Source organism: Kitasatospora sp. NPDC006697 (assembly GCF_042869935.1).
Classification (GTDB): domain Bacteria; phylum Actinomycetota; class Actinomycetes; order Streptomycetales; family Streptomycetaceae; genus Kitasatospora.
In genome coordinates, this window is the sequence record NZ_JBIAGU010000012.1 from 186,572 (window position 1) to 210,556 (window position 23,985).

Genomic DNA, 23,985 nt, shown 5'->3' on the forward strand with positions numbered 1-23,985 from the left:
GGTCAGCCCGATGCCTCACCAGCGTCCGCGAGGCGGTTGAGCTCGGCGCCCGGGAACGGCGTCCGCTTGCTCTCCGACAGCAGCCGGCGGTGGAAGTCGTCCAGGAGGATGCCGACCCGGGCGTGCCGATCGACGATCGCAGCGATCGCCGGCGGAACGGACTCGGGCCCGCGGCCTGCGATCCACTCCTGAAGGAACACGTTCGCTTCCATACCGCCACGGACGCCCTCGACGAGGTGGCGGATCAGCCGGTTCGCGGTGTAGGCGCGGTCGTACCCGAGATGGTCCGAGAAGAACTGCCGCTCGGCTGCCGAGAGTTCGAAGCCCGAGCTCAGGGCCAGGCCGAAGTCCGAGAAGTAGATCAGCCGGCCGTCGGTCAGCAGGTTGTCGAAGTGGGCGTCGAAGTGCACGAGTCCGTGAGAACTCATGAACGCCGCGCCCCGCATCAGAGCATCCTCCGCCCACGCGGGCCAGCCGTCGCCGGTGGCCCCTGCGGTCTCCCCGTGCTCGTGCAACCACGCGCGGAGCGTCTGCGGCAGGTGTTCCAGGAACAACACCAGGCTGCGGGAGGACCGGCCGATGGCCTCCAGGCGCTCGCGTACGGCCTGCGAGCCCTCCCAGCGGGCGACCGCTCCGTCGATGCCCCCGAACTCGTCCGCGAAGCCCTCGGGAGGGGAGTCGGGCAGGACGCGCCAGTGGTACATCAGCGGAAAGCCCTCGTACTCCCTCCCGAGGACCCAGTTGGTGGTCATGATGTGGACGGCCAGCTCCCGCCAGGCACCGAACCCGGCCGAGCCCGCTCCGTACTGGTAGAACACCGGCAGACCGAAGAGGTTCGCCGTGGACCGGATGTTCTCCGGCCGGGTCTCGACGTCCGTCAACGGCACCCTCTTGACGAAGACCCGCCTCCCGCCGACGTCCAGCTCCGCCGACCTGCCGCCGATACCGGCTCCGACCGGAGGAGCGGAGGCCACGATCTCGCCGAGACGCCGGTCGCTCAGCAGGGACAGGCGGGTGGCAACGGACCCGTAGGCGGCAAGGCGTGCGTGGTGCTGGGATTCGTGGCGCATCGACGGCTCCTCTGTGCCCCCGGACCGGCTCGCCGGTGATCGCTCGAACGTAACCGACTCCCGCCGCCAAGGCCCGCGGACCACAGAACCGCTCGGCAGCTACGGCTACCCTGTCGCGATGACGACCTCGCGCGTACTGTCGATCGCCCTCCAGGACACCGATCAGCCCCCGCTGCGTCCACTGCCGATCGAAGCAGCCCGGCTGCTTCACGAAGTTGATGCTCCGCCCCGTCTGGTCGCGCATCTGCGGGCCGTCCACGACGTTGCCGGGCAGCTCCTCGACTGGATCGCTTCACGCGACCTCGACCTGGGCATCAGCTCGGAGGCCGTGCTCTTCGGAGCCGCCACGCACGACATCGGCAAGGCGCTGTACCCCGCCGAGTTGTCCGCTCCTGGTGCGCAGCACGAAGAAGCGGGCCGCGAGCTGCTGATCACCCGAGGCATCGACTCCACCATGGCACGCTTCGCCGGGACACACGCCGCCTGGACCACCGAGGAGGCCGGGATGGAAGACCTCCTGGTCAGCCTGTCCGACAAGATATGGAAGAACAAGCGGGTCCCCGAACTGGAGGACCTTGTCGTGGCTCGGCTCGCAGCGGCCAGCGGACGGTCGGCCTGGGAGGAGTTCCTCGATCTGGACAGTGTGCTCACTCGTATCGGCGACCGCGCCGATGAGCGGCTCGCCTTCCAGATGTCCTACCCCACCGGGTGAGCGGCCATCGGCTGCCTGATTTCCCAACCGCACTCACGACATGGTTCGTCGAGAACGAAGCAGTTCTCCGTGCCCGTGGGACCACCGGCGAACTTCGGCAGCCACTCGGCGAGGTGTGAGCGAATCCCGGAGCCGGGCCGGCATCGGCATCGGCCCTGCCTCTCACTCCTCCGCCCGGCGGGCCCACAGGGCCACTGCGGCGCCCAGCACGCACATCACGACGGCCACCACGATCGCGCGGTTGGCGCCCGTCGCGGTTGCCGCCGCCGGGTGGGTCGGGGAGTGGACGGAGGTGATCAGGGCCAGGCTGATCGCGATGCCCAGGGAGGAACCCAGGTAGCGGGCGGTGTTGTTGACGCCCGAGCCCATGGCGGCGCGGTGGGCCGGGACGCTGCTGACGGCGAGGCGGGCCAGGCCGGCGTTGAGGATGCCGCTGCCGATGCCCGCGATCAGCAGGCCGGGGGCCAGGCGGAGCCAGGGGGTGTCCGCGCGGATGCCGTAGAGGGCGGCCTCGCCGGCGGCGCAGGCGAGGAGGCCGGCGGCCAGTTGGGTGGCGGGGGCGAGGCGGGTGGCGAGGCGGCGGGCCTGCAGGGCGGCGAGGACGGAGGGGCCGGACCAGAGGGCGAGGACCAGGCTCGCCGTCAGGGCGGAGGTGTGCAGGGCGCGTTCGAGGACCAGGGGGACGCAGCTCATCAGGCCGACCAGGGAGAGGCCGGTGAAGAGGGCACCCGCGCCGGCGGCGATGAAGCCGGGGGTGCGGAACAGGGCGAGGTCGAGCATGGGTTCCGCGACCCGGGACTCCACCAGGGCGAAGCCGGCCAGCCCGAGCAGTCCGAGGGCGAGCAACAGCCAGACCGACGGGTGGTCCCAGCCGCTGCGGCCCTGGGCGAGGCCGATGTTGAGCAGGGCGACGGCGGTGGCGAGGGTGAGTGCGCCGTAGGTGTCGAGGCGGCGCGGGTGCGGGCTGCGGGACTCGTCCAGGCAGCGGGCGGCGAGGGCGAGCAGCAGCAGGGAGAGGGCGGCGAGCAGCCAGTAGACGGCGCGCCAGCCGGCGTGGTCGGCGAGCAGGGCGGCGTAGACCGGGCCGACGGCGATGCCGAGGCCGACCGAGGCGCCCCAGCTGCCGAGGGCGCGCACCCGGGCCGGGCCCGGTGGGAACGCCTCGCTGATCAGGCCCAGGCTGGGGGCGAGCACGGCGGCGGAGGCGGCGCCCTGGAGCACCCGGGCGATCACGAAGACGGTGCCGTCCGGTGCGGTGGCGGCCAGGACGGACCCGAGCGCCAGCACCAGGGCGCCAGCACCGAAGACCCGGCGACGGCCGTGGTCGTCGGCCACCCCGCCCATGATCAGCAGCAGCGCGGTGAGGCCGACGGAGGTGGCGGTGAGGATCCAGGTCTGCTCGGCGGCGCCCGCGTGCAGGGTCGCGGCAGTGGGCGCGAGCGTGGTGGTGGTGACGGTGTAGGAGAGCAGCACCAGGAAGGTGCCGAAGCACGCGGTGAGCAGCACCGAGCGGGCGCGGGCGCCCGGGGCGGCGGGTTCCCCTGCCCGGTCGGCTGAGGCCGTGGATACCGCCAACGCCTGCCTGGAGGCCATCGAACTTCCCCTTGCTCCGAGAGTCTCTTGCCCGAGAGTTTCTTGTCCGAGAGTCTGCTGACCGAACTTGAAGGTTCATTCATCGAACCTAGAAGTTCAATGGGCAGACCAATGAGTCTGGTCAATGAACTTACGAGTTCGTTGAACGAACTCACTATCTGACACGCTACCCCATGAGTCTGTTCACCGAACCAACGGCGCTAGACTTCCCCCATGGCGCTCGGAACCGACTATGCCCAGCAGGACTGCTCGATCGCCCGCGCGCTGGAGGTGGTGGGCGAGCGCTGGAGCATGCTGATCGTGCGCGACGCCTTCTACGGGGTGAGCCGGTTCAACGACTTCCTGGTCCACCTGGACATCCCGCGGGCCGTGCTCACCGCGCGTTTGCGGGCGCTGGTCGAGGCGGGGGTGCTGCGCAAGGAGCAGTACCAGTACTCCCCCGCGCGCTACGGCTACCACCTCACCGAGGCGGGCCTGGAGCTCTGGCTGCCGATCCACGCGCTGTCGCGCTGGGGCGAGAAGCACGCCTCGGACCTCGGCCCGCGCACCATCTTCACCCACGACACCTGCGGCACCCGGCTGAGCCCGGACAGCCACTGCGTGCCCTGTGGCGTCCGGGTGACGCCGGAGCAGGTGATCATGCGTCAGGCGCCGGGCGCCCGGCCCAATCCGCGGACCGACCCGGTCGCGGTGGCGCTCAGCCGCCCGCACCGCCTGCTGACGCCGGTGACCGACCCGGGCCCGGAGCCGGCCGCGCACCACTGATCAACGGCTACGCACTGACTCAATGGCGCACCGAATCAACGGCGTACCGAGCAACAGCGCACCGAGCACCGCCCGATCACCCGCACCGCCGGGACGCCCGAACGCCGCACCACCCCCTCGGCGGGGCCCCAGCCCTGACGGGGCCCCGCCGGCAGAACGCCGCCGCCACCTCGACGATGGCGGTTCACCGCGGTCCACGACCGTGCCCGACGGTTCAGTGATGACGATTTATCGACCTTGTGCGACCGCCACCGGCCCCCGCCGCCCCACCGGGTCCGCCCCCACCGGGAACGCGAACTGCACGACCTTGCCCCCCGGCTGCGGCCGCCAATGCCATCCCCCGGCCAGCGCGTCGACCAGCACCAGCCCGCGCCCCGACGGCAGTTCGTCCCCCGCCGCGAGCATCAACGGCGCCCGCCGCGACCGGTCCGCCACCTCCACCCGCAGCACACCGTCCCCCCAGACGACCGCCACCCGGCACTCCCCGCCGGCATGCTCGAGCGCGTTGGCGACCAGCTCGCTGGTGCAGAGCCTGAGGTCGCCCACCGCCTCGGGCGACAGCGGCACACCCCAGCGCTCGGTGATGTCCACCACCCACTCACGCGCCCTCCGCACGGCGCCCGGTGCAGCGGTGACGTGGAAGTCGTCCCGCAGGGGACGGTACTGGCGCTCCATGACGGCATCTCCTCGACGCTCCGGAGAACGGCCGAGCAGCGCGCCGGCGCGCCCAGCCGTCCCCCACGACTGATACACAGTCAATCGGGTTACGTGATGGATGAGAACGGGCCATGCTTGACTGAGTCGTGAATGACGTGAATCACGACCGGACCCTTGTCGCGGGGGCGCATCAGGGGGTCCGATAAACGGGGGCGCAAGGGAACGGGGGAATCATGACCCGCACACCGAACAGACAGTTGGCCGCGCTGATGAGCGAGGCCCGCTGGGGCAACGACCAGCTCGCCCGGGCGGTCAACCGCACCGGTCGGGACGCTGGACTGGAACTCACCTACGACCACTCGTCGATCTCGCACTGGCTCCGCGGGGTACGGCCCAGACCGGCCGTCCGCCCGGTCATCGCGGAGGCCTTCGCCCGGCGGCTCGGCCGCCCGGTGACCTCGCAGGAAGCCGGGTTCGGCCGCACGGCGGCCGGGGTCCGGAGCAGCCGGACGGACGACTCCGCCGGCCCGGACCGACCGGGCGGCCTGACCAACCGCCTGGGCGGCCTGGTCGACCTGGTGCGGGACGACATGGATCCGTCCCGGCGCACCATGCTGGCCGCCGGGCTCTACTCCGCCGCCATGCTGGTGCCGGGGTACACCGAGCTCGCACACCGCCTGGAGAGCGCGCAGCAGGAGGTGCGCGCCGGGCGCACGGTGCGCATCGGGGAGAGCGAGGTCGAGACCGTACGCGCCATGACCGAGCGGATCGCCGGCATCCTCGACGAGCTCGGCGGCGGCCACGCCCGCCCGATGAGCGCGGCCTTCCTGGCCAACACGGTGATGCCCTGGCTCTCCGCCGACGGCTCGCCGGCGACCAAGAAATCGATGCTCGCCGCCGCCTCCGACCTGGTCTACCTGACCGGTTGGATGGCGATGTACGAACGGGCGCACGGCCTCGGCCAGCAGTACTTCGGCGAGGCGCTGGCCCTGGCCCAGGACGGCCAGGACCACGTCACCTACTGCCGCACCCTGCGCGGCATGGCGCTGCAGGCGGCCAACCTCGGCTACGGCCCGCGCGCACTCGAGTACGCCGACGCCGCCGCCGAGTGCGCGCCGGCCGCCGGGCCGCGGCTGACCGCCTTCCTGCGCGGCCAGCAGGCGCACGGCGCCGCCCTGGTGAAGGACCAGCGGCTCGCCTTCACCCGGTTGAACGAGACCGAGGCGGCGCTCAGCAAGGCCGACGGCCGCAACGACGCGGTCGGCGGCTACGACTGGGCCGCCTACCACTTCCACGTCTCCAGCGTGCTCTACGCCCTCGGCGACCTGCCGGGGTCGATCCAGGCGATGCGCCAGTCCAACCGGGTCCGCCCGGCGAACGAGCGCCAGGGCCGGCTGCACGCCAACGGCGTGCTCGCCGCCCGCCAGTGGGAGCTGGGCCACATCGAGGCCGCCGCCAGCACCTGGGGCGAGTTCCTGGACGACTACACCGCCCTCTCCACCGCCCGCGGGGACGAGCACTTCGACGTCCTGCGCAGCAGTCTGCCCAGCCAGCCCGGCAACCGCCAGGTCCGCCGGCTCGGCGAACGGGTGCGCGAGGTGGCCCGGCAGAAGGCCGCCGCCTGACCGGCGGCACCACCGGTCAACGGGGTCGGCCGCGGGCCGGCCCCGTTGTTCGCGTTCCCACCACACGTCCACCCCGCCACACATCCACCCCATCACACGTCCACCCGGCGCCCGATCCGTTGCGCTACATACCCCCTGGGGGTATATTGACGATCATCGACCGCGCACCGAGGAGGACGCCATGAACCACGCCTACGCACTTACCCTGGCCAACCCGACACTGCCCGCCGGCGAGCCCGCCGAGCTCCGCTTCACCGTGCTCGGCCCGGATGGCGCCCCGGTCACCGCGTTCACCCCGAGCCACGAGAAGGACCTGCACCTGATCGTGGTCCGCACCGACCTGACGGGCTACCAGCACGTCCACCCCACCCGGGACGAGACGGGCGGCTGGCGGATCACCCTGACCTTCCCCGAGCCGGGCGACTACCGGGTCTTCGCCGACACCAATCCGGCGCAGCTCGACCACGCCGTCACCCTGACCGCCGACCTCACCGTGCCGGGCGCCCACGCCACGGCCCCGCTCCCGCCGGCCGAGCGCAGCACGACGGTGGACGGCTACACCGTGACGCTGGACGGCGAGCCGGTCGCCGGCGAGCACAGCCGGCTGACCCTGACGGTGCACCGGGACGGCCGCCCGGTTACCGACCTGCAGCCCTACCTCGCCGCCTACGGCCACCTGGTCGCACTGCGCGCCGGCGACCTCGCCTACCTGCACGTCCACCCGGACGGCGCGCCGGGCGACGGCCACACCGCCGCCGGTCCGGACATCACCTTCCACGCCGGCTTCCAAACCGAGGACGCCTACCGGCTCTACCTCGACTTCAAGCACGCCGGCACCGTGCACACCGCCGAGTTCACGGTCCACGCCAAGGCCGGCGGCGGCGAGGCCCACGGGCACGGCCACGACCACCAGCACGCCCACACACACGCCCACCACTGAGCTATATCCCCCCAGGGGGTATGCTCGCCGGGCCGGAGCCGACCGGCGCACCGACCGAGGCCGCACCCGACGCCGCAGAGGAGGCAGCACCGTGCCCGCGACCAGCAGCCCAGCGACCCGCCGGCGCACCGCCGCCCGGCTGCTGCTGCTCGCCGCCGTGCTGCTCGGCCTCTTCCTGATGCACGGCGCCCCGACCGCCGACGCGGCCGACTGCCACTCCGTCACCACGGCCATGCCGACGCCGGCCCAGGCGCCCACACCGGCACCGACGGCCATGGCACACCCGGAGCGTCCCGAGCGCCCTCAAGCAGCGCCCGCCGCACACCCGCACCCCGGCGGCGCTCCCGGCTCGTGCCTCGCACTGCCGGCGCGCGCGGCCAGCGCGCACGCCGTCGCACCGGCTCTCTTCACACCGGTCACCCGCACCTTCACGCCCCTTCACCGAGCCGCCCACCCCCTCCCGCACCGGCGGGGCCCGCCCACCGGCGGACGGGACGTGCTCCTCCAGGTCTGCGTCGCGCGGAACTGAGCCGACCCTCCCGGACCTCCGGCCCCCGGAGCGTCCGGCACGGTGTCCTGCTCACTCCCGCCGCGCCGCCGCCATCCGGCTGCCGCGCGCCACCCGGAAAGACCGACCCATGACGCACCCGCGCCGCACCTTCGCGCTCACCGCCTCCGCCGCCGCGCTCGCCCTCACCCTCGCCGCCTGCGGCTCCTCGGGAATGGCCGGAATGGACATGCCCAGGACCAGCGGCAGCCCGGCCGCGCCGGGAACGGCGATGCCCGGGATGGACATGTCCGCCCCCGAGACCGACGGCCTCTCCGACACCCTGGACGGCTACCGCCTGACCGGCCTCCCCGCCACCCTCCCGGCCGACCGCGACAGCGCCGTCAGCTTCCGGATCACGGCCCCGGACGGCAACCCCGTCACCGGCTACACCCCGGAGCAGACCGAACCGCTGCACTTCTACGCCGTCCGCAGCGACCTGACCGGCTTCCAGCACCTGCACCCCACCCTGGCCGCGGACGGCACCTGGACCGCTCCGCTGACGGCCCCTCAGCCGGGCACCTGGCGGTTCTTCACCACCTTCACCCCGAGCAGCGGCCCCGGCCAGGGCAAGGGCTACGTCCTGAGCAGCACGGTGACCGTCCCGGGCACAGCCCCCGCATCCCCCACAGCACCCACAGCACCCACCGCCCCCGCACCCGCGTCCCCCGCCCTGACGGCGACCACCCCCGACGGCTACACCGTGACCGCGGCCACCCCGGGCGGCGGCGAGCTGATGGCGGGCATGCCCCACCAGCTCACCATCACCGTCAGCAAGGACGGCAAGCCCGTCACCGACCTCCAGCCCTACCTGGAGACCTACGCCCACCTCACCGCCTTCCGCGCCCAGGACCTCGCCTTCGCCCACCTGCACCCGCAGACCCAGGTGACGGGTGATCACGGCGGCCCGGAGCTGACCTTCCAGGCCGAGCTGCCCAAGCCGGGCGCCTGGCGCCTCTTCCTCCAGTTCCGGACCGACGACACCCTGCACACCGCCGCCCTCACCCTCGACGCCAAGGGCTGAACCACCCCGGGCGGTACCGATGACGCCACCACCGATGACACCGCCGTTGTCGGTACCGCCCGCTACGCTCCCGCCATGGCCGCCTCCTCCGCCCACGCCGCCCCGTTCACCGACGAGCAGCGCCGAGCCCGGCTCGCCCGGCGCCACCTGCTGCTGCCCTCCGCCCGCGCCCAGCGGGTCGAGCAGGTGGCGGACGCCCTGGTCGGCCTGCACGCGACCGACGCGGCCACGGTCTACCTCTCCGCCGGTGCCCGGCTGGCCGAGCCCTCGGTGGCCGAGGTCGAGCGGGCGCTGTACGAGGACGTCTCGCTGGTGAAGCTGCTCTCGATGCGGCGCACCATCTTCGCCGTCACCGCCGAGCTGGCGCCGCAGGTGAGCGCGGCGGCGGCCAGGGCGATCGCGGTCAAGGAGCGGGCCACACTGGTCAAGCACCTGCGCGAGGGCGCCGAGGGCTGGGACGAGCCGCGGCTGGCCGACACCCAGCGGGAGGTACTGGCGGCGCTGGCCGAGCGCGGCGAGGCGACCACCGCCGAGCTCTCCGAGGACGTGCCGGCGCTGCGCGAGACGATCCTGATGGCGCCCGGCAAGCCCTACGAGGCGCGCCAGAGCGTGGGCAGCCGCCTGCTGCGGCTGCTCGCCTCGGACGGGCACATCCGGCGCTGCAAGCCGCGCGGGTCCTGGTTGAGCAGCAGCTACCCGTGGGCGCTGGTCCCGGCCTGGCCCGAGGTGCCGGTCCGGGAGGCGAAGGCCGAGGTGATCCGCCGCTGGCTGACCGGCTACGGACCGGGCACCGAGGAGGACGTCAAGTGGTGGACGGGCTGGACGCTGCGCGAGGTCCGCACGGCCCTGGCCGACCTGGGCGCCGTTCAGGTGCTGCTGGCTGACGGCGCGACGGGTTTCGTGCTCCCGGGGGACGCCGACGAGAGCGGGCAGGCCGAGGAGCCCTGGGCCGCGCTGCTGCCCGCCCTGGACCCGACGGTGCTGGGCTGGCGCGGCCGGGACTGGTACTTCGACCCGGAGCTGGTGCCCGCGCTCTACGACCGGACGGGCAACAACGGCCCGACGGTGTGGTGGGACGGCCGGGTGGTCGGCGGCTGGGCGCAGCGGGCCGACGGCGAGCTGGTGTGGCGGCTGCTGGCCGACATCGGCAAGGCCGGCGAGGCGGCCGTGGCGGCGGAGGCCGAGCGGCTGGCGGCCTGGCTGGACGGCGTCCGGGTGACCCCGCGGTTCCGCACCCCGCTGGAGCGCGAGCTGACGAGCTGACGAGCTGACGGCCGAGCATTCCGCCATCTCGCATATTTCAACACAAAAACTCGATACGGCACGGTGTTTGACGCAGCGTCAGCTCAGGAGTTCTTCTGATTCCACCAATCTGGCTCAGATGTTCTCTCCCTCACGGAGCCGTCCATGCACCTCCGCCGACCGACCGGCGCCCTCCCCCTGCTCCTCGCCCTGCTGCTGCCGCTGGCCCCGGCCCCACTGCTCGGCACTGCCGCGGCGGCGGAGTCCGCCCCCGCCGGATCCGCCCCCGCCGACCTGGCGGCGACCCCGCCCCTGGGCTTCAACGACTGGAACGCCTACGGCTGCAACGTCTCCGAGTCCCTGATCAAGTCGACCGCCGACGCCATGCACGGCAACGGCATGCAGGCCGCCGGCTACCAGTACGTCAACATCGACGACTGCTGGATGACCTCCACCCGCGACGGCAGCGGCAACCTGGTGCCGGACCCGGTCAAGTTCCCGGACGGCATCGCGGGCACCGCCGTCTACGTCCACCGCCTGGGCCTGAAGCTCGGCATCTACGAGGACGGCGGCATGACCACCTGCGCCGGCTACCCGGGCAGCCTGGGCCACGAGGCGCAGGACGCCGCCGCGTTCGCCTCCTGGGGCGTGGACTACCTGAAGTACGACAACTGCGCCAACCAGGGGATCAGCGCCACCTCCCGCTACACCGCGATGCGGGACGCGCTGCACGCCACCGGGCGGCCGATCGTCTTCGGGCTCTGCAACTGGGGCGAGGAGTCGGTCTGGACCTGGGGCGCCTCGCTCGGCAACTCCTGGCGCACCACCGGCGACATCGCGCCGACCTACGACAGCATGCTGGGCATCTTCCACGCCACCGCGGGCCTGGGCGGGTTCGCCGGTCCGGGCCACTGGAACGACCCGGACATGCTGGAGGTGGGCAACGGCATGTCCGCCACCGAGGACCGCACCGAGTTCAGCCTCTGGGCCGAGCTGGCCGCGCCGCTGATCGCCGGCACCGACCTCACCTCGGCCTCCGCCGACACCCTGGCGCTGCTGACCAACCGCCGGGTGCTGGCGGTGGACCAGGATCCGCTGGGCCGCCCGGGGCAGCTGGTCGCGGCGGGCGGCGGGCTGGACGTGCTGGCCAGGCCGCTGGCGGGCGGGGACGTCGCGGTGCTGCTCTTCGACGAGAACGCCACCGCGGCGACCATCACCACCAGCACGGCGGCCGTCGGCAAGACCGGCGCCGCGAGTTACACGCTGACCGATCTGTGGAGCGGGGCGCAGCGCAGCACCGCCGGTCCGATCAGCGCCACGGTGCCCGGGCACGGGACGGTGCTCTACCGGGTGTCGGGCGGCGGTTCGCCCGCCGTGCCGTCCGGCGTGCTCTCGGCCGTGGGCTCGGGCAGGTGCCTGGACGTGCCGTGGGCCGCCGCCACCCCCGGCACCCAGCTGGAGATCTGGGACTGCAACGGCGGCGGCAACCAGGTCTGGACCCGGACCGCGGACGGTCGGCTCACCGTCTACACCGGCTCGGCGACCCGCTGCCTGGACGCCGCGGGCAACGCCACCGCGCCCGGCACCCGGGTGCAGATCTGGAGCTGCAACGGCGGGGCCAACCAGCAGTGGCGGTTCAACCCGGACGGCACGGTGACGGGTGTTCAGTCCGGGCTCTGCCTGGACGTCACCGGCGGGAGCACGGCCAACGGCGCGCTCGCCCGGCTGTCGACCTGCTCCGGGGACCGCAGCCAGCGGTGGCGCCTGAGCTGAGCCGAAGCGGGCTGAAACGAGCCGAAGCGAGCTGAAACGGTTCGAGGGGCCCACGACGTGGGCCCCTCGTCCGACCTGAGGTGGAGAAAGGATTCGAACCCCTGTACACGGCTTTGCGAGCCGTTGCCTCACCACTCGGCCACTCCACCAGCAGCGGCGCCCGGTTGCCGCGCCGACGAGAGAGATCATGTCCGAGCCGCAGGGCGGCCGACCAGCGGGCGCGCGCTCGTTTCACCCGCTCGGCCGCACCGCTCACTCCTCCGGCCGCAACCCGTCGGGCCGGCCGCCGGAGCGGCCCAGCACCGCCCCGGCCCTGGTCAGCATCGCCCGGCCGGCCGGACTGACCGGCCCCTCGGCACGCCAGGCGAGCACCAGCCGTCCGCGCATCGCGGGCGGGTCGATGGTGATGGAGTGCAGCCGGTCGGCCCGGGCGGCGGCGAAGCCGGCCGGGAGCAGGGCGGCGCCCAGCCCGTGCGCGGCGAGGTCGGCGAGGGTGTCGGGGTCGCTGGCCTCGAAGGCGATCCGCGGGGTGACACCGACCTGGGCGCAGGCCTCGGCGAGCAGGGCGCGCAGTCCGGTGCCCTCGGGCAGGCTGATCAGCGGCTGCTCGGCCAGCGCGGCCAGCGGCAAGGCGGTCACTCCGGCCAGTGGGTGGTCGTGGCTGACGGCGGCGACCACCTGCTGCTCGTCGATCACCCGCACCGCCAGGCCGTCCGGGGTCCGGTGCCCGGTGCTGGCGATCACCAGATCGAAGCGCCCGGTGCGCAGCCCGTCGAGCAGTTCGGCCGAGTCGTCCTCGCCGAGGGTGATCTCCACCGCCGGGTGGTCGCGGTGGAAGTCGGCGAGCAGCCGGGGCAGGTCGACGTGGTGCGAGGTCACGGTGCCGATCGAGACCCGGCCGCGGAGCAGTCCGGTGAGCTCGTCCACGGCGTGCCGGGCCCCGGCCACGGCGGCCAGCGCCGCCCGGGCGTAGGGCAGCACGGCCTCGCCGGCCTCGGTCAGCCGCACCGAGCGGCCCGAGCGGTCCAGCAGCTCCTGGCCCAACTCGCGCTCCAGCCGCCGGATCTGCGCGCTCACCCCGGGTTGTGCCACGTGCACCAGGGCGGCCGCCCTGGTGAAGTTGCGCTCCTCGGCCACGGCCACGAAGTACTGAAGCTGGCGCAGTTCCATGATCGGGGAGTATAGGGAGCGGGTCCGACGGTCCGGACGGTCTTGGGTGGTGGCCTCGGGTAACGGCCTCGGGTGACGGCTTGGGCAACGGCCTTGGGTAGGGTCGGGAGCACACTGACGATACGAGGGGGTTATCGCATGACGAACGATCAGATTGCCGACACCGCACGCCGTTGGCTGATCACGGGCGCGAACAGCGGCTTCGGCGCGGCCTTCGTCCGGGCGGCGCTGGCGGCGGGCGACGTGGTGGTCGCGGGGGTGCGCCGGCCGGAGACGATGGCCGGGCTGGTCGCCGAGTTCCCGGGCCGGGTGACGGCGGTACGGCTGGACGTGACCGATCCGGAGCAGTGCGAGGAGGCGGTGAAGAGCGCCGTCGCCGCCCACGGCCGGATCGACGTGCTGGTCAACAACGCGGGCTTCGGCCTGATCGGCGCGGTGGAGGAGACCGGTGAGGACGAGCTGCGCAACGCCATGGAGGTGATGTTCTTCGGCGCGATCCGCCTCACCCGCCTGGTGCTGCCGCACCTGCGGGCGCAGGGCAGCGGCGCCGTGGTGCAGGTCAGCAGCATGGGCGGGGCGCTCGCCTTCCCGGGCGTCGGCGCCTACTGCGCGGCCAAGGGCGCGCTGGAGCTGGCCTCGGAGGCGCTGGCGGGCGAGGTCGCGCCGCTCGGCATCAAGGTGCTGATCGTCGAACCGGGCGCCTTCCGCACCGAGTTCGCCGGCCCCTCGCTGCAGAGCGCCACGGTGATCGAGGACTACCAGCAGACCGTGGGCGCGGTCCGCAGCGGCCTCTCCGGCAGCCACGGCCTGCAGCCCGGCGACCCGCGGAAGGCGGCCGACGCCGTGCTCGCCGCCCTCGCCCTGCCCGAGCCGCCGCTGCGCCTCGCCCTCGGCGCGGACGCGGTCGAGGCGATCCGCGGCAAGCTGGCGGCCGTCGCCGCCGACCTGGACAACACCTCCGAGCTGAGCCTGAGCACCGCCTTCGAGAGCTGACGGCACGTCAGCCATCGGCCCCGCGCCGGGCGGTCCCTCACCGCCCGGCGCCTGCTCACCCGCCCGGGGCGGCCTCTAGCATCGTGCCCATGAGCGAAGGAGTCGGCATGGACCAGCAGAAGGTGCGGGAGCGGTTCGCCTCACTGAGCACGGCGCACCTGGCGGACGCGTGCATCAGGGCCGGGGTCGCGGTGCGGTGTGCGCCGGCCGGGGTGCAGGCGCGGGTGGGCGCGGTCAAGGTGGCCGGACGGGTGGCGCCGGCGCGGCACGTGGGGAGCGTCGACCTGTTCCTGGAGGTGCTGGAGCGGCACGCCGGGCCGGGCGACGTGCTGGTGGTGGACAACGGCGGGCGGCTGGACGAGGCCTGCGTGGGCGACCTGGTGGCGCTGGAGGTGGCCGCCGCCGGGCTGGCCGGCGTGGTGATCTGGGGCCTGCACCGCGACACCGCCGACCTGCGGGCGATCGGCCTGCCGGTGTTCAGCCTGGGTTCGCTCCCCACCGGCCCGCAGCGGCTGGACCCCCGGCCCGCCGAGGCGCCGGCCTCCGCCCGGTTCGGCGAGTGGCTGGTCGGGCCGGACGACCTGGTGTTCGGCGACGAGGACGGGGTGCTGTTCCTCCCCGCCGACCGGGTCGAGGAGCTGCTGGCGCTGGCCGAGTCGATCCGCGACACCGAGCGCCGGCAGGCCGAGCGGATCCGCACCGGCACCTCGCTGCGCGCCCAACTCGCCTTCGCCGACTACCTGGCCCGGCGCGACGAGGACCCGGAACTGACCTTCCGCGACCACCTGCGCGGCATCGGCGGCGCCATCGAGGAGTAACCGCCGCCCTCGAGGAGCAGCCGCCGTCAGGCCGTTCCGCGCTGCTGCGCCACCACCGCCTGGGCGAACTCCCGGGCCGCCCGGCTCAGCGCCTCCCACTGCCGGGCCGCCCAGCCGACCGCCAGCGGCGGCAGCTCCGGGATGGGCACCAGCCGCAGTTCGGGGTGGTCGGCGGCGCGCCGGCCGGGCAGGTCCGGCAGGTCGGGCACCACGGCGGTGCCCAGGTCCAGCCCGGCCAGCAGCATGGCGGTGTCCCAGTCCGCCACACTGGTCGTCGCGTTGGCCTCGTCCACGGCGGCGGCGGCGAGCTGGCCGTCCAGGTGGGCGCGGCCGGCCGAGTTCTCCGGCAGCCGGATCGGCCGCAGCCCGTTCAGCTCCTCCGGGGCGACCGACTCCCGCCCGGCCAGCGGGTGGCCCGCGTGCACGGCGAGCACCCAGGGCAGCGAGAGCACCGGCCGCTGCTCGATCCCGCGCACCGGCGCACCGATGGTGATCCACGCCAGGTCGGCCTCGCCGGCCGCCAGCGCGTCGAAGCAGCCCCGGGTGGAGGTCTCGGTGCGGAACTCCAGGTGCACGTCCGGGTGTCCGCGCCGGAACTCCACCACGGCCGCCGCCATGAAGTGCCGCACGGTGGTGGAGCCGGTGGCGATCCGCACGGTGCCGCTCTCGCCCTCCCGCAGGTCGCGCAGCCGGCGCAGCGCCAGGTCCAGTTGGGCGATGCCCTGGGCGGCGGCGGCGTGCAGGATGCTGCCCGCCTGGGTGGGCGCCACCCCGCGCGGGCGCCGTTCCAGCAGGGTCAGGCCCAACTCGGTCTCCAGCCGCCGGACGTGCTGGCTGATCGCCGACTGGGTGCGCGAGAGGTCGCGGGCCACGGCGCTGAGGTTGCCCGCCTCGCAGGCGGCGACGAAGACTCGCAGGTCGTCCAGGGTCATGCCCCCAAGGTATCCATGGGGGCAATGGAAGGAAACCCGAGGATTGACTTGGGTGTACCGATTGCTGAAGCATCGTCAGCGGCCCGGGGCGGCATCCTGTCCGGGGAAGGCGGCGGCGATCCGGACCCGGACGACGACCAGCGGACGCCCGGACAGGTGCCGACCTCGGGCAAGCCCCGACCCGGAGGAGTCCCGATGTCCGAGCACCCCGGCGTGTCCGACGCCGGCGCCGATGCCGATGCCGACGCCCTGCTGCGCTCGCTCGGCGCGGCCGAGATCGCCCACCCCGGCGGCACGCTCCTCGCCCACCTGCACCGGGTCGCCGGGCTGCTGGCCGGCTGGGGCGCCCGCCCGGAGCTCCGGTCGGCCGGCCTCTGCCACGCCTGCTACGGGACGGACGGGTTCGCCGTCCCGCTGCTGCCGCTGGACCGGCGGGCGGAGCTGGCGGCGGTGATCGGCCAGGCGGCGGAGGACATCGTCTTCACCTACGCCGGGTGCGAGCGCGCCGCCACCTACCGCGCGCTGACCGCCGACCCGCCCGCCTTCCACGACCGCTTCACCGGCCGCTCGTTCCGCCCCACCCCGGCCCAGCAGCGGGACTTCGCCGAGCTGACGGCGGCCAACGAACTGGACCTGGTCCGCCAGGACCCGGTCTTCCGGGAACGCCACGGCCCCGGCCTGCTGGCGCTGTTCACCCGCTGGGGGCCGCTGCTCAGCGGACCGGCCCGGCGGACCGTCACGGAGCTCCTCGGCTAGCGGGCGGCCCGTCAGATCAGCGCCTGCTCGGCCCCCGTGACGTCGTACAGGTGGTGCAGCGGGTCGTGGATGAAGTACTGGGCGAAGGTGGTGACGGTGAACCGCGCGCCGTCCGAGCGCAGGCCGGTGCGGTCCCACTGGGCGCCCTCGACCCGCTCGAAGGCGGCGGCGATCACCTCGGCCGCCTCCGCCAGTTCGGCCGAGACCACCGCCGGGTCCTGCTCACCGTAGCGCTCGGCGAGCGCGGTCTCGTCCTGGTCCCAGTTCGGGAAGAGCGGGCCGTCCTGGGTGAGCATCAGGTCCAGCCGGTAGGCGAAGAGGCGGAAGACGTCGCGGACGTGGCAGGCGTACTCCAGGGCCGACCAGGTCGCCGGGTCGGGCCGCCGGCGCAGTTCCGCCGGGTCGCCGTCGAGCAGCACGGTCCAGCCGGCCGCGTTGGCGCGGACCAGGACGGGGACGGTGGCGGTGTCCACCGAAGCGGTGTCGAGGCCGCAGTCGGGGCAGGCGCGCTCCAGCACCCAGGTCCAGTCCTTGGTGTCGGGCACGATGGTGTCGCCCGCGGCGGCGGTGTTGTCTGCGCTGGTCATGGGCCCAGCTTGCCCGCGGCCCGGGCGGCCCGGCCAGCGGCAGGAATGCCATCCGCCATCAAGATCCCGCCAGTGCCGAGTGCCCGCCGACCTGCGCGCTGCCGCCGGCGGGAGCCCACACTCCCGGCGGCGGCAACCGCAGGTAACGCCCGGACGCCAGCACGCGCGGGCGGTGGAGAACGACGGAACGCCCGTCCGCCGAGACCATCTCGGTTGACAGGACGACTCCCTGACTTCATATCAGCTGACCGGCGCTCGGCGGAAGGTCCCTCGCAGAACCCGCCACTGTCCCCCTCACCGCGGGTTCGGCCGGTCCAGGTTCCAGTGCCGGACCACCTGGCAGATCCAGCCGTCCTCGGTCCCGTGCGCCGGGAAGAGCGAGAACTGGCTGATCACCCGCTGCCCGCCCTCCGCATCGCCGTAGAGCAGGTCGAAGTCCACCCGCTCGCGCAGCTTCATCGCCTCGCAGAGCGGCTGGTGGTCCGGGTCCGCCGGGTCGCGGATCGCCGCCTGCCAGAAGCTGGTGCCGCCGGGTGCCGCGTAGAGGTCCCTGGCCTGCTCGCGGAAGTCGGCGGGGTCGGGCTGCTCGCGGCGCTCCGCCACCGGGTGGCCGACCACCCGCCAGCCGTGGATCACACCCAGCCCCGGCCCGACGTTGCGCAGCGAGACGGCCAGGTAGACCTGGTCGCCGACCAGCCGCAGGTAGCCCGCGCCGCCCGCGAGCTTGGCGCCGTGCCCGTCCTGCCAGATCACCTTCTGGTCCGGCTCGCCCAGGTGGGAGGCGACCAGCAGCGGGCGCAGCGAGGCGAGCAGCGCCCGCTCGGCCGAGAGCGCCGCGCGGTCGGCCGAGCGGATCGAGGCGAAGGAGGCCCCGGCCAGTACCAGCGTGCCGCCGGCCGTGGCCAGCGCCGAGATGGTGCCCCAGTCGGCCACGGTCCCGTCCCCCTTCGTCCGCTGTCTTCGTCCTGCTCGGTGACCGGTGCGGTCAGAACATCGCGCCGTTGGCGCGCACCGTCTGGCCGGAGACCCAGCCGGCCTCCTCGCCGACCAGCCAGCCCACCACCGGGGCGATGTCGCCCGGCTGCCCGAGCCGGCCGCGCGGGCTGTGCTGGGAGGCGGCCGCCATCGACTCGGGGGTCTCGGCGGCGCGGTAGAAGGAGGTGTCGACCGGGCCGGGCGCCACGGCGTTGACGGTGATGCCGCGCGGGCCGAGTTCCTTGGCCGCCGCCAGCACCATGCGCTCCACCGCCGCCTTGCTGCCGGAGTAGAGGCCGTACGGGCCGGTCATCACGGAGGTGAGGGTGGTGGAGAGGATCACGTACCGCCCGTTGTCGCCGAGCGTGCGCGCGGCGGCCCGCAGGGTGTGGAAGGCGCTGCGGGTGTTCATGTCGATCATGCGGTCGAACTCTTCGTCGGTCACCTCGGCCAGCGGCTTCTTCAGCACCATGCCCGGGGTGTGCACCACGATGTCCACCCGGCCGTGCCGGGCCACCACTCCCTCAAACAGCGCGGTGACGTCGGCCGAGACCGCAGCGTCGGAGTGCACCGCCTCGGCCGTCACCCCGTGCTCGCGCAGCGCGGCCAGCGTCTCCTCGGCCGCCGCCGCGTTGTTGGCGTAGCTGATCACCACGGTCGCCCCGCGCGCCGCCAGCACCTCGGCGCAGGCCGCACCCTGGTTGCGGCTGCCGCCGACCACGATGGCGACCTTGCCCGCCAGGTCCCGCGCCCCCGTCTGCGTCATGATTCGCGTCTCCTCAGACACTCTGATCACTCGACCAAATGACATGCCATCAAGTCACACTGACGGTTGATCATATGGCGTACGGGTTATCGCTTCACTCGGGGTGCAAGGTTTCGCAAAATCCCAGCTCAGCGCCGTGCGCCCGGCCCTGGCAGGATCGGGGGCCGGGCCCTGCCGGCGGAGTTGGCGGAGCACTGCCGGCACTGCCGGTTCCTCCCGCTCTCCACCGGAGCAGATGGCCGGCTCCGGCCTGCCCCGCAGCCGGGCTGAGCCCCCGGCAGCCGCATCCGCCCACCGGCTGATGCCCCGTCATCCCGTGGGCGGAGGCCTGCGGGCGGACGCCCGCGGCGGCGCGAATTCCTAGCGTTGAGCCCATGATCACACCTCGTCGGGTGGCCGCCGCGGCCGCCCTGCTGACCCTCGTCCTGCCCGTCTCGGTCTCCGCCGCCGCGGCCCCGCCCTCCGCTGCCGCGCCCATCTCGGAGCCCGGCTCCCCCGCGGTCGCCGACGGCTTCGCCCTGCCGCGCCCCACCGGCCCGCTGACCGTCGGGACCACGGCCCTGGAGCTGGTCGACCACCAGCGCACCGACCCGTGGGTACCCAGCGCCGGGCCGCGCCGGCTGATGGTCTCGCTCTTCTACCCCGCCCGCCCCGGCACCGGCACCGGGCCCGCGCCCTACATGACCCAGCAGGAGGCCCACCTGCTGCTCGCGGGCAAGGCCCCGGCCGGCACGCCGATCCCGCCAGGCCCGCTCCCGCTGCCCGCCACCTGGGCGAACCAGGGCGCCGTACCGGCACCGGGCAAGTACCCGCTGGTCGTGCTCTCGCCCGGTTTCAGCTTTCCCCGCTCCTCGCTCACCGGCCTCGCCGAGGACCTCGCCTCGCGCGGCTACGTGGTCGCCACCGTGGACCACACCTACGAGAACTTCGGCACCACCTTCCCCGACGGGCAGACCCTGACCTGCCTGATCTGCGACAACCCGCCGCCCAACGGGTTCACGGACATCGAGCACAGCCGGGCGAAGGACCTCTCCTTCGTCATCGACCAGCTGACCGGCCCGCACCCGGCCTGGCGCTACGCCCACCTGATCGACCGCCACCGGATCGGCCTGGCGGGCCACTCGATCGGCGGCTCCTCGGCCGCCCTCACGATGGCCCAGGACCCCCGGATCCGGGCCGGTGCCGACCTGGACGGCAGCTTCCACGAGGAGCAGCCGGCTGCCGGGGTCGGCGACCGTCCCTTCCTGCTCTTCGGCGCCCCGGACGAACTCACGGGGCCCGCGTTCGAGAACTGGTCCGCGGCCTGGCAGCAGCTGTCCGGCTGGAAGCGCTGGGTGACCGTCGACGGGTTCACCCACTCCAGCTTCACCGACCTGCCGCTGCTCGCGGCCGGGCTCGGCGTGCCGGTGCAGGGCGAGACGGTGCCGCCGGCGCGTGAGGAGCGGATCACCCAGGCCTATGTGGCGGCCTTCTTCGACCTCCAGCTCAAGGGCATCGCGCAGCCGCTGCTCGACGGGCCGTCAGGTGCGTTCCCCGAGGTGTCCTTCCAGCACTGAGCGCGGCGGCGGTACGGGTCAGGGCCCGCCGAGCACGGCGGCGAGCAGGCCGGGGAAGCGGGCGTCCAGCTCCGCGCGGCGCAGCGCCATGATCCGGTTCTTGCCCTCCTGCCGGGTGGTGGTCAGCCCCGCCTCCCGGAGGATCCGCCAGTGGTTGGAGAGCGTCGAGCGCGGCACCACCAGGCCGTCCGGGCTGCAGGCGCTCTCCCCCAGCTCGGCCATCCGCCGGACCAGCGCAAGCCGCACCGGGTCGCCGAGCGCGTGCAGCACCGCCGCCAGTTCGAGATCCAGCTCCGGTGCCCGTTCCCGTCCCTCCGTCATGGCAGCTAGTATGCCGATCGTTTCAACGTTTCGGGAAAGTCGAAACGATCAAGCCGGCACTCCGGAGGCCCCGCCATGCCCGCGCTCGCCACCCTGGCCCGCATCTACGTGGACGACCTGGACACCGCCCTACCCACCTTCACCGCGCTCGCCGGCGAGCAGCCGCGGCTGCGGTTCGACTACCGCGGCCTGGAGCTGGCGAGCGTCGGCGGTTTCCTGCTGATCGCGGGCACGCCGGAGGCGCTGGCCCCCTACCGGGCCACCCAGGCGACCGTGCTGGTGGACGACCTGGACGCCGTGCTGCCCACCGGCACCGTGCTGGACGGCCCCAACCCGGTGCCGACCGGCCGCAACGCGACCCTGCGGCACCCGGGCGGGGCGGTCATCGAGTACGTGCAGTTCGGCCGCCCGGAGGACGGCGCGGTGACTGGCTGACCGATCACTCGCCGGCCGGCTCGGGCGCGGTCACGGGCGCGGTCGCCCGGTCGCCCTTGCCGGACAGCTCCGCCGCGACGGCCGAGGCCCGGCGCAGCACCGCGAGCACGAAGCCGACCCGGGAGGCCCGGACGGCGTGCAGCGCCGGGCCGTGGTCCACCGCCACGAAGACCGCCGCGACCGGCACCAGCAGCCGCCACACCAGCACCGCGAACAGTTGGAACGGCGCCGCGCGCCCGGCCGGCGACTGGCGCAACCGCAGGACGTGGAACGGGATGTGCCGCCGTTCGTCGCGCAGGATCCGCGCCGCGACGTCCCGGGCCAGCGGGTCGGCGACGCCGTCGCGCACCTTCCCGTAGTACTCGACGGCGACCAGCTCGGCGACCATCAGCACCATCAACTCGGTGCGCAGGCCCAGCAGCCTGCGGGCCCGGACGAACAGCGCGTCGGTCCAGTGGCCGTCCAGCAGCGGGACGCCGGCCGCGCCCAGCAGTTCCGCCAGCAGGCGGGCGTGGTTGCGCTCCTCGTCGACGAAGAGCCGCACGGCCGCCGAGTAGCCGGGGTCGCCGGCCCGGTCGGCCTTGGCGATCAGGTTGGCGCCGTCGCCGTCCTCGCCGACCTGGAACTTCTGCAGGCTGCGGCAGAGCGCGGCGGGCAGGTCGGCTCCCCGGCCCCACTCCGGCTCCGGCGTCGCCGCCCGGCCCGCCTTCTCCCCCTCGAACTCCGCCACCCATCCGGCGAAACCGTGCACGCCCATTCCCGCGTCCCCCCATCAGATGCACCAGCTGCCCCGCTTTCCGGACAGACCCGCGCAGAACGCCGTATACCGGCGCTACTGATGGCAACCGTACCGCAAGCTTGAACGTGTTCAAATTCACGCCTCGCCGGGCTGGGAGGGATGGGCAGCATGGGCGGGATGGGCGGCCTAGGCGGGATGGGCGCGCAGCACGGCTGCCGCCCAGGCGAGCGCCGGGCGGGGGTCCACCGGGGCGGGCCACTCGTTGACCACCGCGAGCAGGCTCAAGTACCGGGCCAGGCGCGGGTCGTAGGCGCTCTCCAAGGCCTCGGGACTGCTCGCGCCCGCCGCCCGCAGCGCCTCGGCGGTCGGCCCCGCGGCCGCCGCACCGGGGTCCAGCCCCGTGCCCGCCTCCGCGATCCGCCGCACGGCCGCCACCAGATCGGGCCGCGGCCGCCCGTCGCCCGCCCCTCTCGCCGTGCTCTCCCTCGCGTGCCGCTCGACCATCGCACGCAGCGCGGCCCGGAACCCCGGTTCCCGGCTCAGCTCCGCCAGCTCCACCCAGGCCCGCAGTTGCGCCTCCGTGCACCCCTCGGGCAGCTCCGGGGTGAGCGACCGGGCGACACCCCGGTACTCCGGCCGCTCGGCCAGCCCGCCCAGTGCCTCGTCCAGGAACTCCTCGATCAGCTGCCGCCGTTCCTCGGCGGCCAGCCGGGCCAGCTTGTTCATCGTCCCCAACTCCTCCAGGCTCGAAGCTCGTTCGGCCGCCATCACCAGCACGGCCTGGCGCAGCCGCAGCACCCGCAGCTGCACCTCCAGCGCGGCGGCGTGCTCGGCCGCCACCCGGGCCGGCGACAGCTCGCGCTCCAGCACCCGCCGCACGGTGGCCAGGTCCAGCCCCAAATCGCGCAGCGTCCGCACCAGTTCCAGCCGGTCCAGGTCCTCCGCCCGGTACCGGCGGTGCCCGGCCGGGTTGCGCCCGGCGGGTGCCAGGAGGCCCCGGTCCGAGTAGAACCGCACCGTCTTCACCGTCACCCCGGCCAGCCGGGCCAGATCACCGATCGAGTACCACGTATCGCCGTCCACCCGACCCAGCCTGCCGCCTCCCCTCGGGGGAGCTGCAAGCGGACCGGGCGGATTTCCGCTCGCCGGATTTCCGCTGGCAGGACCCGCCATCTCGGCCCTAGCCTGCGGGGATGCACCTCTCCGAGCTCACCGTGACCACCCTCGCCGAGCGGCCCGAGTACGCCGACCGCCTCTGGGGCATGCCCGACAGCTGGGCCGCCTTCATGCTCCACGACACGGCCGCCAACGCCTGCTTCGGCCTGGTCCCGGAACTCTTCCCGGAGTACGTGCTGATCGCCACCGACCGCGACGGCGAACTGGTCGCCCGCGGCCTCAGCGCCCCGTTCGCACTGACTTCCCCGAAGCGCGGCGGCCTGCTGCCCGACCGCGGCTGGGACGCGGTGCTGCTCTGGGCCGTCGCCGACCATCGCCGCGGCGACACGCCCGACACCGTGACCGCGCTGGAGATCGCCATCCGCCCCGACGCCCAGGGCACCGGCCTCTCCACCACCCTCCTCACCGCCATGCGCCGCAACGCCGCCGCCCGCGGCTTCACCGACCTGGTCGCCCCCGTCCGCCCCAGCGCCAAGCACCAGGAGCCGGACACCCCGATGTCCGACTACGCCTTCCGCAGCCGCCCCGCCGACGGCCTCCCCCACGACCCCTGGCTCCGCGTCCACGTCCGCGCCGGCGCCACGATCGAGAAGGTCGCCCCCGCCTCCATGACCATCCCCGGTTCCCTCCCCGAATGGCGCACCTGGACCGGCCTCCCCTTCGACACCCCCGGCCCGGTCCTGGTCCCCGGCGCCCTGGTCCCCGTGCACTGCGACGTGACGGCGGGGGTGGCGGTCTACGTCGAGCCGAACGTGTGGGTGCGGCACCGGCTCTGAGCCGGCTCGCCGCTCGGCCGGCCTGGTGACAGGTGCT

General features: G+C 73.8%; 25 protein-coding genes and 1 tRNA gene. 14 read left to right on the plus strand and 12 right to left on the minus strand.

Annotated features, from left to right (window positions below; all coding sequences use genetic code 11):
- Nucleotides 1-2 precede the first annotated feature (2 nt).
- Nucleotides 3-1,070, minus strand: coding sequence for a protein kinase family protein (locus ACFYNO_RS19085; protein ID WP_388013122.1), 1,068 nt, complete (start codon nucleotides 1,068-1,070; stop codon nucleotides 3-5).
- A gap of 118 nt (nucleotides 1,071-1,188) precedes the next feature.
- Between ACFYNO_RS19085 and ACFYNO_RS19090 the strand changes: the two genes are divergently transcribed.
- Entirely contained in the window at nucleotides 1,189-1,782 is a 594-nt protein-coding gene (locus ACFYNO_RS19090; protein ID WP_388013125.1) for a phosphohydrolase, read from the plus strand.
- A gap of 162 nt (nucleotides 1,783-1,944) precedes the next feature.
- On the opposite strand, the gene ACFYNO_RS19095 is transcribed toward ACFYNO_RS19090, so the two are convergent.
- A complete protein-coding gene (locus ACFYNO_RS19095) occupies nucleotides 1,945-3,375 on the minus strand; it encodes an MFS transporter (RefSeq protein ID WP_388013128.1) in 1,431 nt (476 codons plus the stop codon).
- A gap of 213 nt (nucleotides 3,376-3,588) precedes the next feature.
- Between ACFYNO_RS19095 and ACFYNO_RS19100 the strand changes: the two genes are divergently transcribed.
- Nucleotides 3,589-4,140: a winged helix-turn-helix transcriptional regulator gene (locus tag ACFYNO_RS19100; protein WP_388013131.1), complete on the plus strand. Its 552-nt coding sequence runs from the start codon at nucleotides 3,589-3,591 to the stop codon at nucleotides 4,138-4,140.
- A gap of 228 nt (nucleotides 4,141-4,368) precedes the next feature.
- On the opposite strand, the gene ACFYNO_RS19105 is transcribed toward ACFYNO_RS19100, so the two are convergent.
- The gene (locus tag ACFYNO_RS19105; protein WP_388013134.1) at nucleotides 4,369-4,815 is read right to left on the minus strand and encodes an ATP-binding protein; all 447 of its coding nucleotides are present in this window, start codon (nucleotides 4,813-4,815) and stop codon (nucleotides 4,369-4,371) included.
- 215 nt (nucleotides 4,816-5,030) lie between these two features.
- Between ACFYNO_RS19105 and ACFYNO_RS19110 the strand changes: the two genes are divergently transcribed.
- The 6 genes from ACFYNO_RS19110 (at nucleotide 5,031) to ACFYNO_RS19135 (ending at nucleotide 11,948) form a co-directional block, all read left to right on the plus strand.
- Entirely contained in the window at nucleotides 5,031-6,422 is a 1,392-nt protein-coding gene (locus tag ACFYNO_RS19110; protein ID WP_388013137.1) for a hypothetical protein, read from the plus strand.
- Between the two features lie 181 nt (nucleotides 6,423-6,603).
- Nucleotides 6,604-7,362, plus strand: coding sequence for a hypothetical protein (locus tag ACFYNO_RS19115; protein ID WP_388013139.1), 759 nt, complete (start codon nucleotides 6,604-6,606; stop codon nucleotides 7,360-7,362).
- A 91-nt stretch (nucleotides 7,363-7,453) separates the two neighbouring features.
- Nucleotides 7,454-7,891 (plus strand): hypothetical protein, encoded by a 438-nt coding sequence (locus ACFYNO_RS19120; protein WP_388013142.1) that lies wholly within the window; start codon nucleotides 7,454-7,456, stop codon nucleotides 7,889-7,891.
- Between the two features lie 109 nt (nucleotides 7,892-8,000).
- Entirely contained in the window at nucleotides 8,001-8,933 is a 933-nt protein-coding gene (locus ACFYNO_RS19125; RefSeq protein ID WP_388013145.1) for a hypothetical protein, read from the plus strand.
- Between the two features lie 75 nt (nucleotides 8,934-9,008).
- A complete protein-coding gene (locus tag ACFYNO_RS19130; RefSeq protein WP_388013148.1) occupies nucleotides 9,009-10,196 on the plus strand; it encodes a winged helix DNA-binding domain-containing protein in 1,188 nt (395 codons plus the stop codon).
- 144 nt (nucleotides 10,197-10,340) lie between these two features.
- Complete coding sequence (locus ACFYNO_RS19135; protein ID WP_388013151.1) at nucleotides 10,341-11,948, plus strand: glycoside hydrolase family 27 protein; 1,608 nt, start codon at nucleotides 10,341-10,343, stop codon at nucleotides 11,946-11,948.
- 78 nt (nucleotides 11,949-12,026) lie between these two features.
- On the opposite strand, the gene ACFYNO_RS19140 is transcribed toward ACFYNO_RS19135, so the two are convergent.
- Nucleotides 12,027-12,097 (minus strand) — tRNA-Cys (locus ACFYNO_RS19140).
- 103 nt (nucleotides 12,098-12,200) lie between these two features.
- A complete protein-coding gene (locus ACFYNO_RS19145) occupies nucleotides 12,201-13,118 on the minus strand; it encodes a LysR family transcriptional regulator (protein WP_388013154.1) in 918 nt (305 codons plus the stop codon).
- Nucleotides 13,119-13,256: 138 nt separating this feature from the next.
- Here ACFYNO_RS19145 and ACFYNO_RS19150 point away from each other — a divergent pair, with 138 nt between their 5' ends.
- Together ACFYNO_RS19150 and ACFYNO_RS19155 are read left to right on the plus strand one after the other, a co-directional pair.
- Complete coding sequence (locus ACFYNO_RS19150) at nucleotides 13,257-14,111, plus strand: oxidoreductase (protein WP_388013157.1); 855 nt, start codon at nucleotides 13,257-13,259, stop codon at nucleotides 14,109-14,111.
- 89 nt (nucleotides 14,112-14,200) lie between these two features.
- Nucleotides 14,201-14,929 (plus strand): RraA family protein, encoded by a 729-nt coding sequence (locus ACFYNO_RS19155; protein ID WP_388013160.1) that lies wholly within the window; start codon nucleotides 14,201-14,203, stop codon nucleotides 14,927-14,929.
- 26 nt (nucleotides 14,930-14,955) lie between these two features.
- Here ACFYNO_RS19155 and ACFYNO_RS19160 read toward each other — a convergent pair whose 3' ends face one another.
- Entirely contained in the window at nucleotides 14,956-15,861 is a 906-nt protein-coding gene (locus ACFYNO_RS19160) for a LysR family transcriptional regulator (protein WP_388013163.1), read from the minus strand.
- 195 nt (nucleotides 15,862-16,056) lie between these two features.
- Between ACFYNO_RS19160 and ACFYNO_RS19165 the strand changes: the two genes are divergently transcribed.
- The gene (locus ACFYNO_RS19165) at nucleotides 16,057-16,617 is read left to right on the plus strand and encodes a DUF6817 domain-containing protein (protein ID WP_388013166.1); all 561 of its coding nucleotides are present in this window, start codon (nucleotides 16,057-16,059) and stop codon (nucleotides 16,615-16,617) included.
- Nucleotides 16,618-16,628: 11 nt separating this feature from the next.
- Here ACFYNO_RS19165 and ACFYNO_RS19170 read toward each other — a convergent pair whose 3' ends face one another.
- The 3 genes from ACFYNO_RS19170 to ACFYNO_RS19180 form a co-directional block, all read right to left on the minus strand.
- On the minus strand, nucleotides 16,629-17,204 hold the full coding sequence (locus ACFYNO_RS19170) for a DinB family protein (protein WP_388013169.1): 576 nt from the start codon (nucleotides 17,202-17,204) through the stop codon (nucleotides 16,629-16,631).
- 294 nt (nucleotides 17,205-17,498) lie between these two features.
- Entirely contained in the window at nucleotides 17,499-18,137 is a 639-nt protein-coding gene (locus ACFYNO_RS19175; protein WP_388013172.1) for a hypothetical protein, read from the minus strand.
- A gap of 52 nt (nucleotides 18,138-18,189) precedes the next feature.
- Nucleotides 18,190-18,945: an SDR family oxidoreductase gene (locus ACFYNO_RS19180; protein ID WP_388013175.1), complete on the minus strand. Its 756-nt coding sequence runs from the start codon at nucleotides 18,943-18,945 to the stop codon at nucleotides 18,190-18,192.
- Between the two features lie 374 nt (nucleotides 18,946-19,319).
- Between ACFYNO_RS19180 and ACFYNO_RS19185 the strand changes: the two genes are divergently transcribed.
- Complete coding sequence (locus ACFYNO_RS19185; RefSeq protein WP_388013178.1) at nucleotides 19,320-20,501, plus strand: alpha/beta hydrolase family protein; 1,182 nt, start codon at nucleotides 19,320-19,322, stop codon at nucleotides 20,499-20,501.
- A gap of 18 nt (nucleotides 20,502-20,519) precedes the next feature.
- On the opposite strand, the gene ACFYNO_RS19190 is transcribed toward ACFYNO_RS19185, so the two are convergent.
- On the minus strand, nucleotides 20,520-20,822 hold the full coding sequence (locus ACFYNO_RS19190) for an ArsR/SmtB family transcription factor (protein ID WP_388013181.1): 303 nt from the start codon (nucleotides 20,820-20,822) through the stop codon (nucleotides 20,520-20,522).
- 75 nt (nucleotides 20,823-20,897) lie between these two features.
- On the opposite strand from ACFYNO_RS19190, the gene ACFYNO_RS19195 reads away from it, so the two are divergent.
- Nucleotides 20,898-21,257 (plus strand): hypothetical protein, encoded by a 360-nt coding sequence (locus tag ACFYNO_RS19195; RefSeq protein WP_388013184.1) that lies wholly within the window; start codon nucleotides 20,898-20,900, stop codon nucleotides 21,255-21,257.
- Nucleotides 21,258-21,261: 4 nt separating this feature from the next.
- Here the strand turns inward: ACFYNO_RS19195 and ACFYNO_RS19200 are convergent, their stop codons facing one another.
- A complete protein-coding gene (locus ACFYNO_RS19200; protein ID WP_388013187.1) occupies nucleotides 21,262-22,014 on the minus strand; it encodes a ferritin-like domain-containing protein in 753 nt (250 codons plus the stop codon).
- 168 nt (nucleotides 22,015-22,182) lie between these two features.
- Complete coding sequence (locus ACFYNO_RS19205) at nucleotides 22,183-23,079, minus strand: MerR family transcriptional regulator (RefSeq protein ID WP_388013190.1); 897 nt, start codon at nucleotides 23,077-23,079, stop codon at nucleotides 22,183-22,185.
- A 110-nt stretch (nucleotides 23,080-23,189) separates the two neighbouring features.
- Between ACFYNO_RS19205 and ACFYNO_RS19210 the strand changes: the two genes are divergently transcribed.
- Nucleotides 23,190-23,948 carry an N-acetyltransferase gene (locus tag ACFYNO_RS19210; RefSeq protein ID WP_388013193.1) on the plus strand — a complete coding sequence of 253 codons (759 nt, stop codon included), beginning with the start codon at nucleotides 23,190-23,192 and terminating at the stop codon, nucleotides 23,946-23,948.
- Nucleotides 23,949-23,985 lie beyond the last annotated feature (37 nt).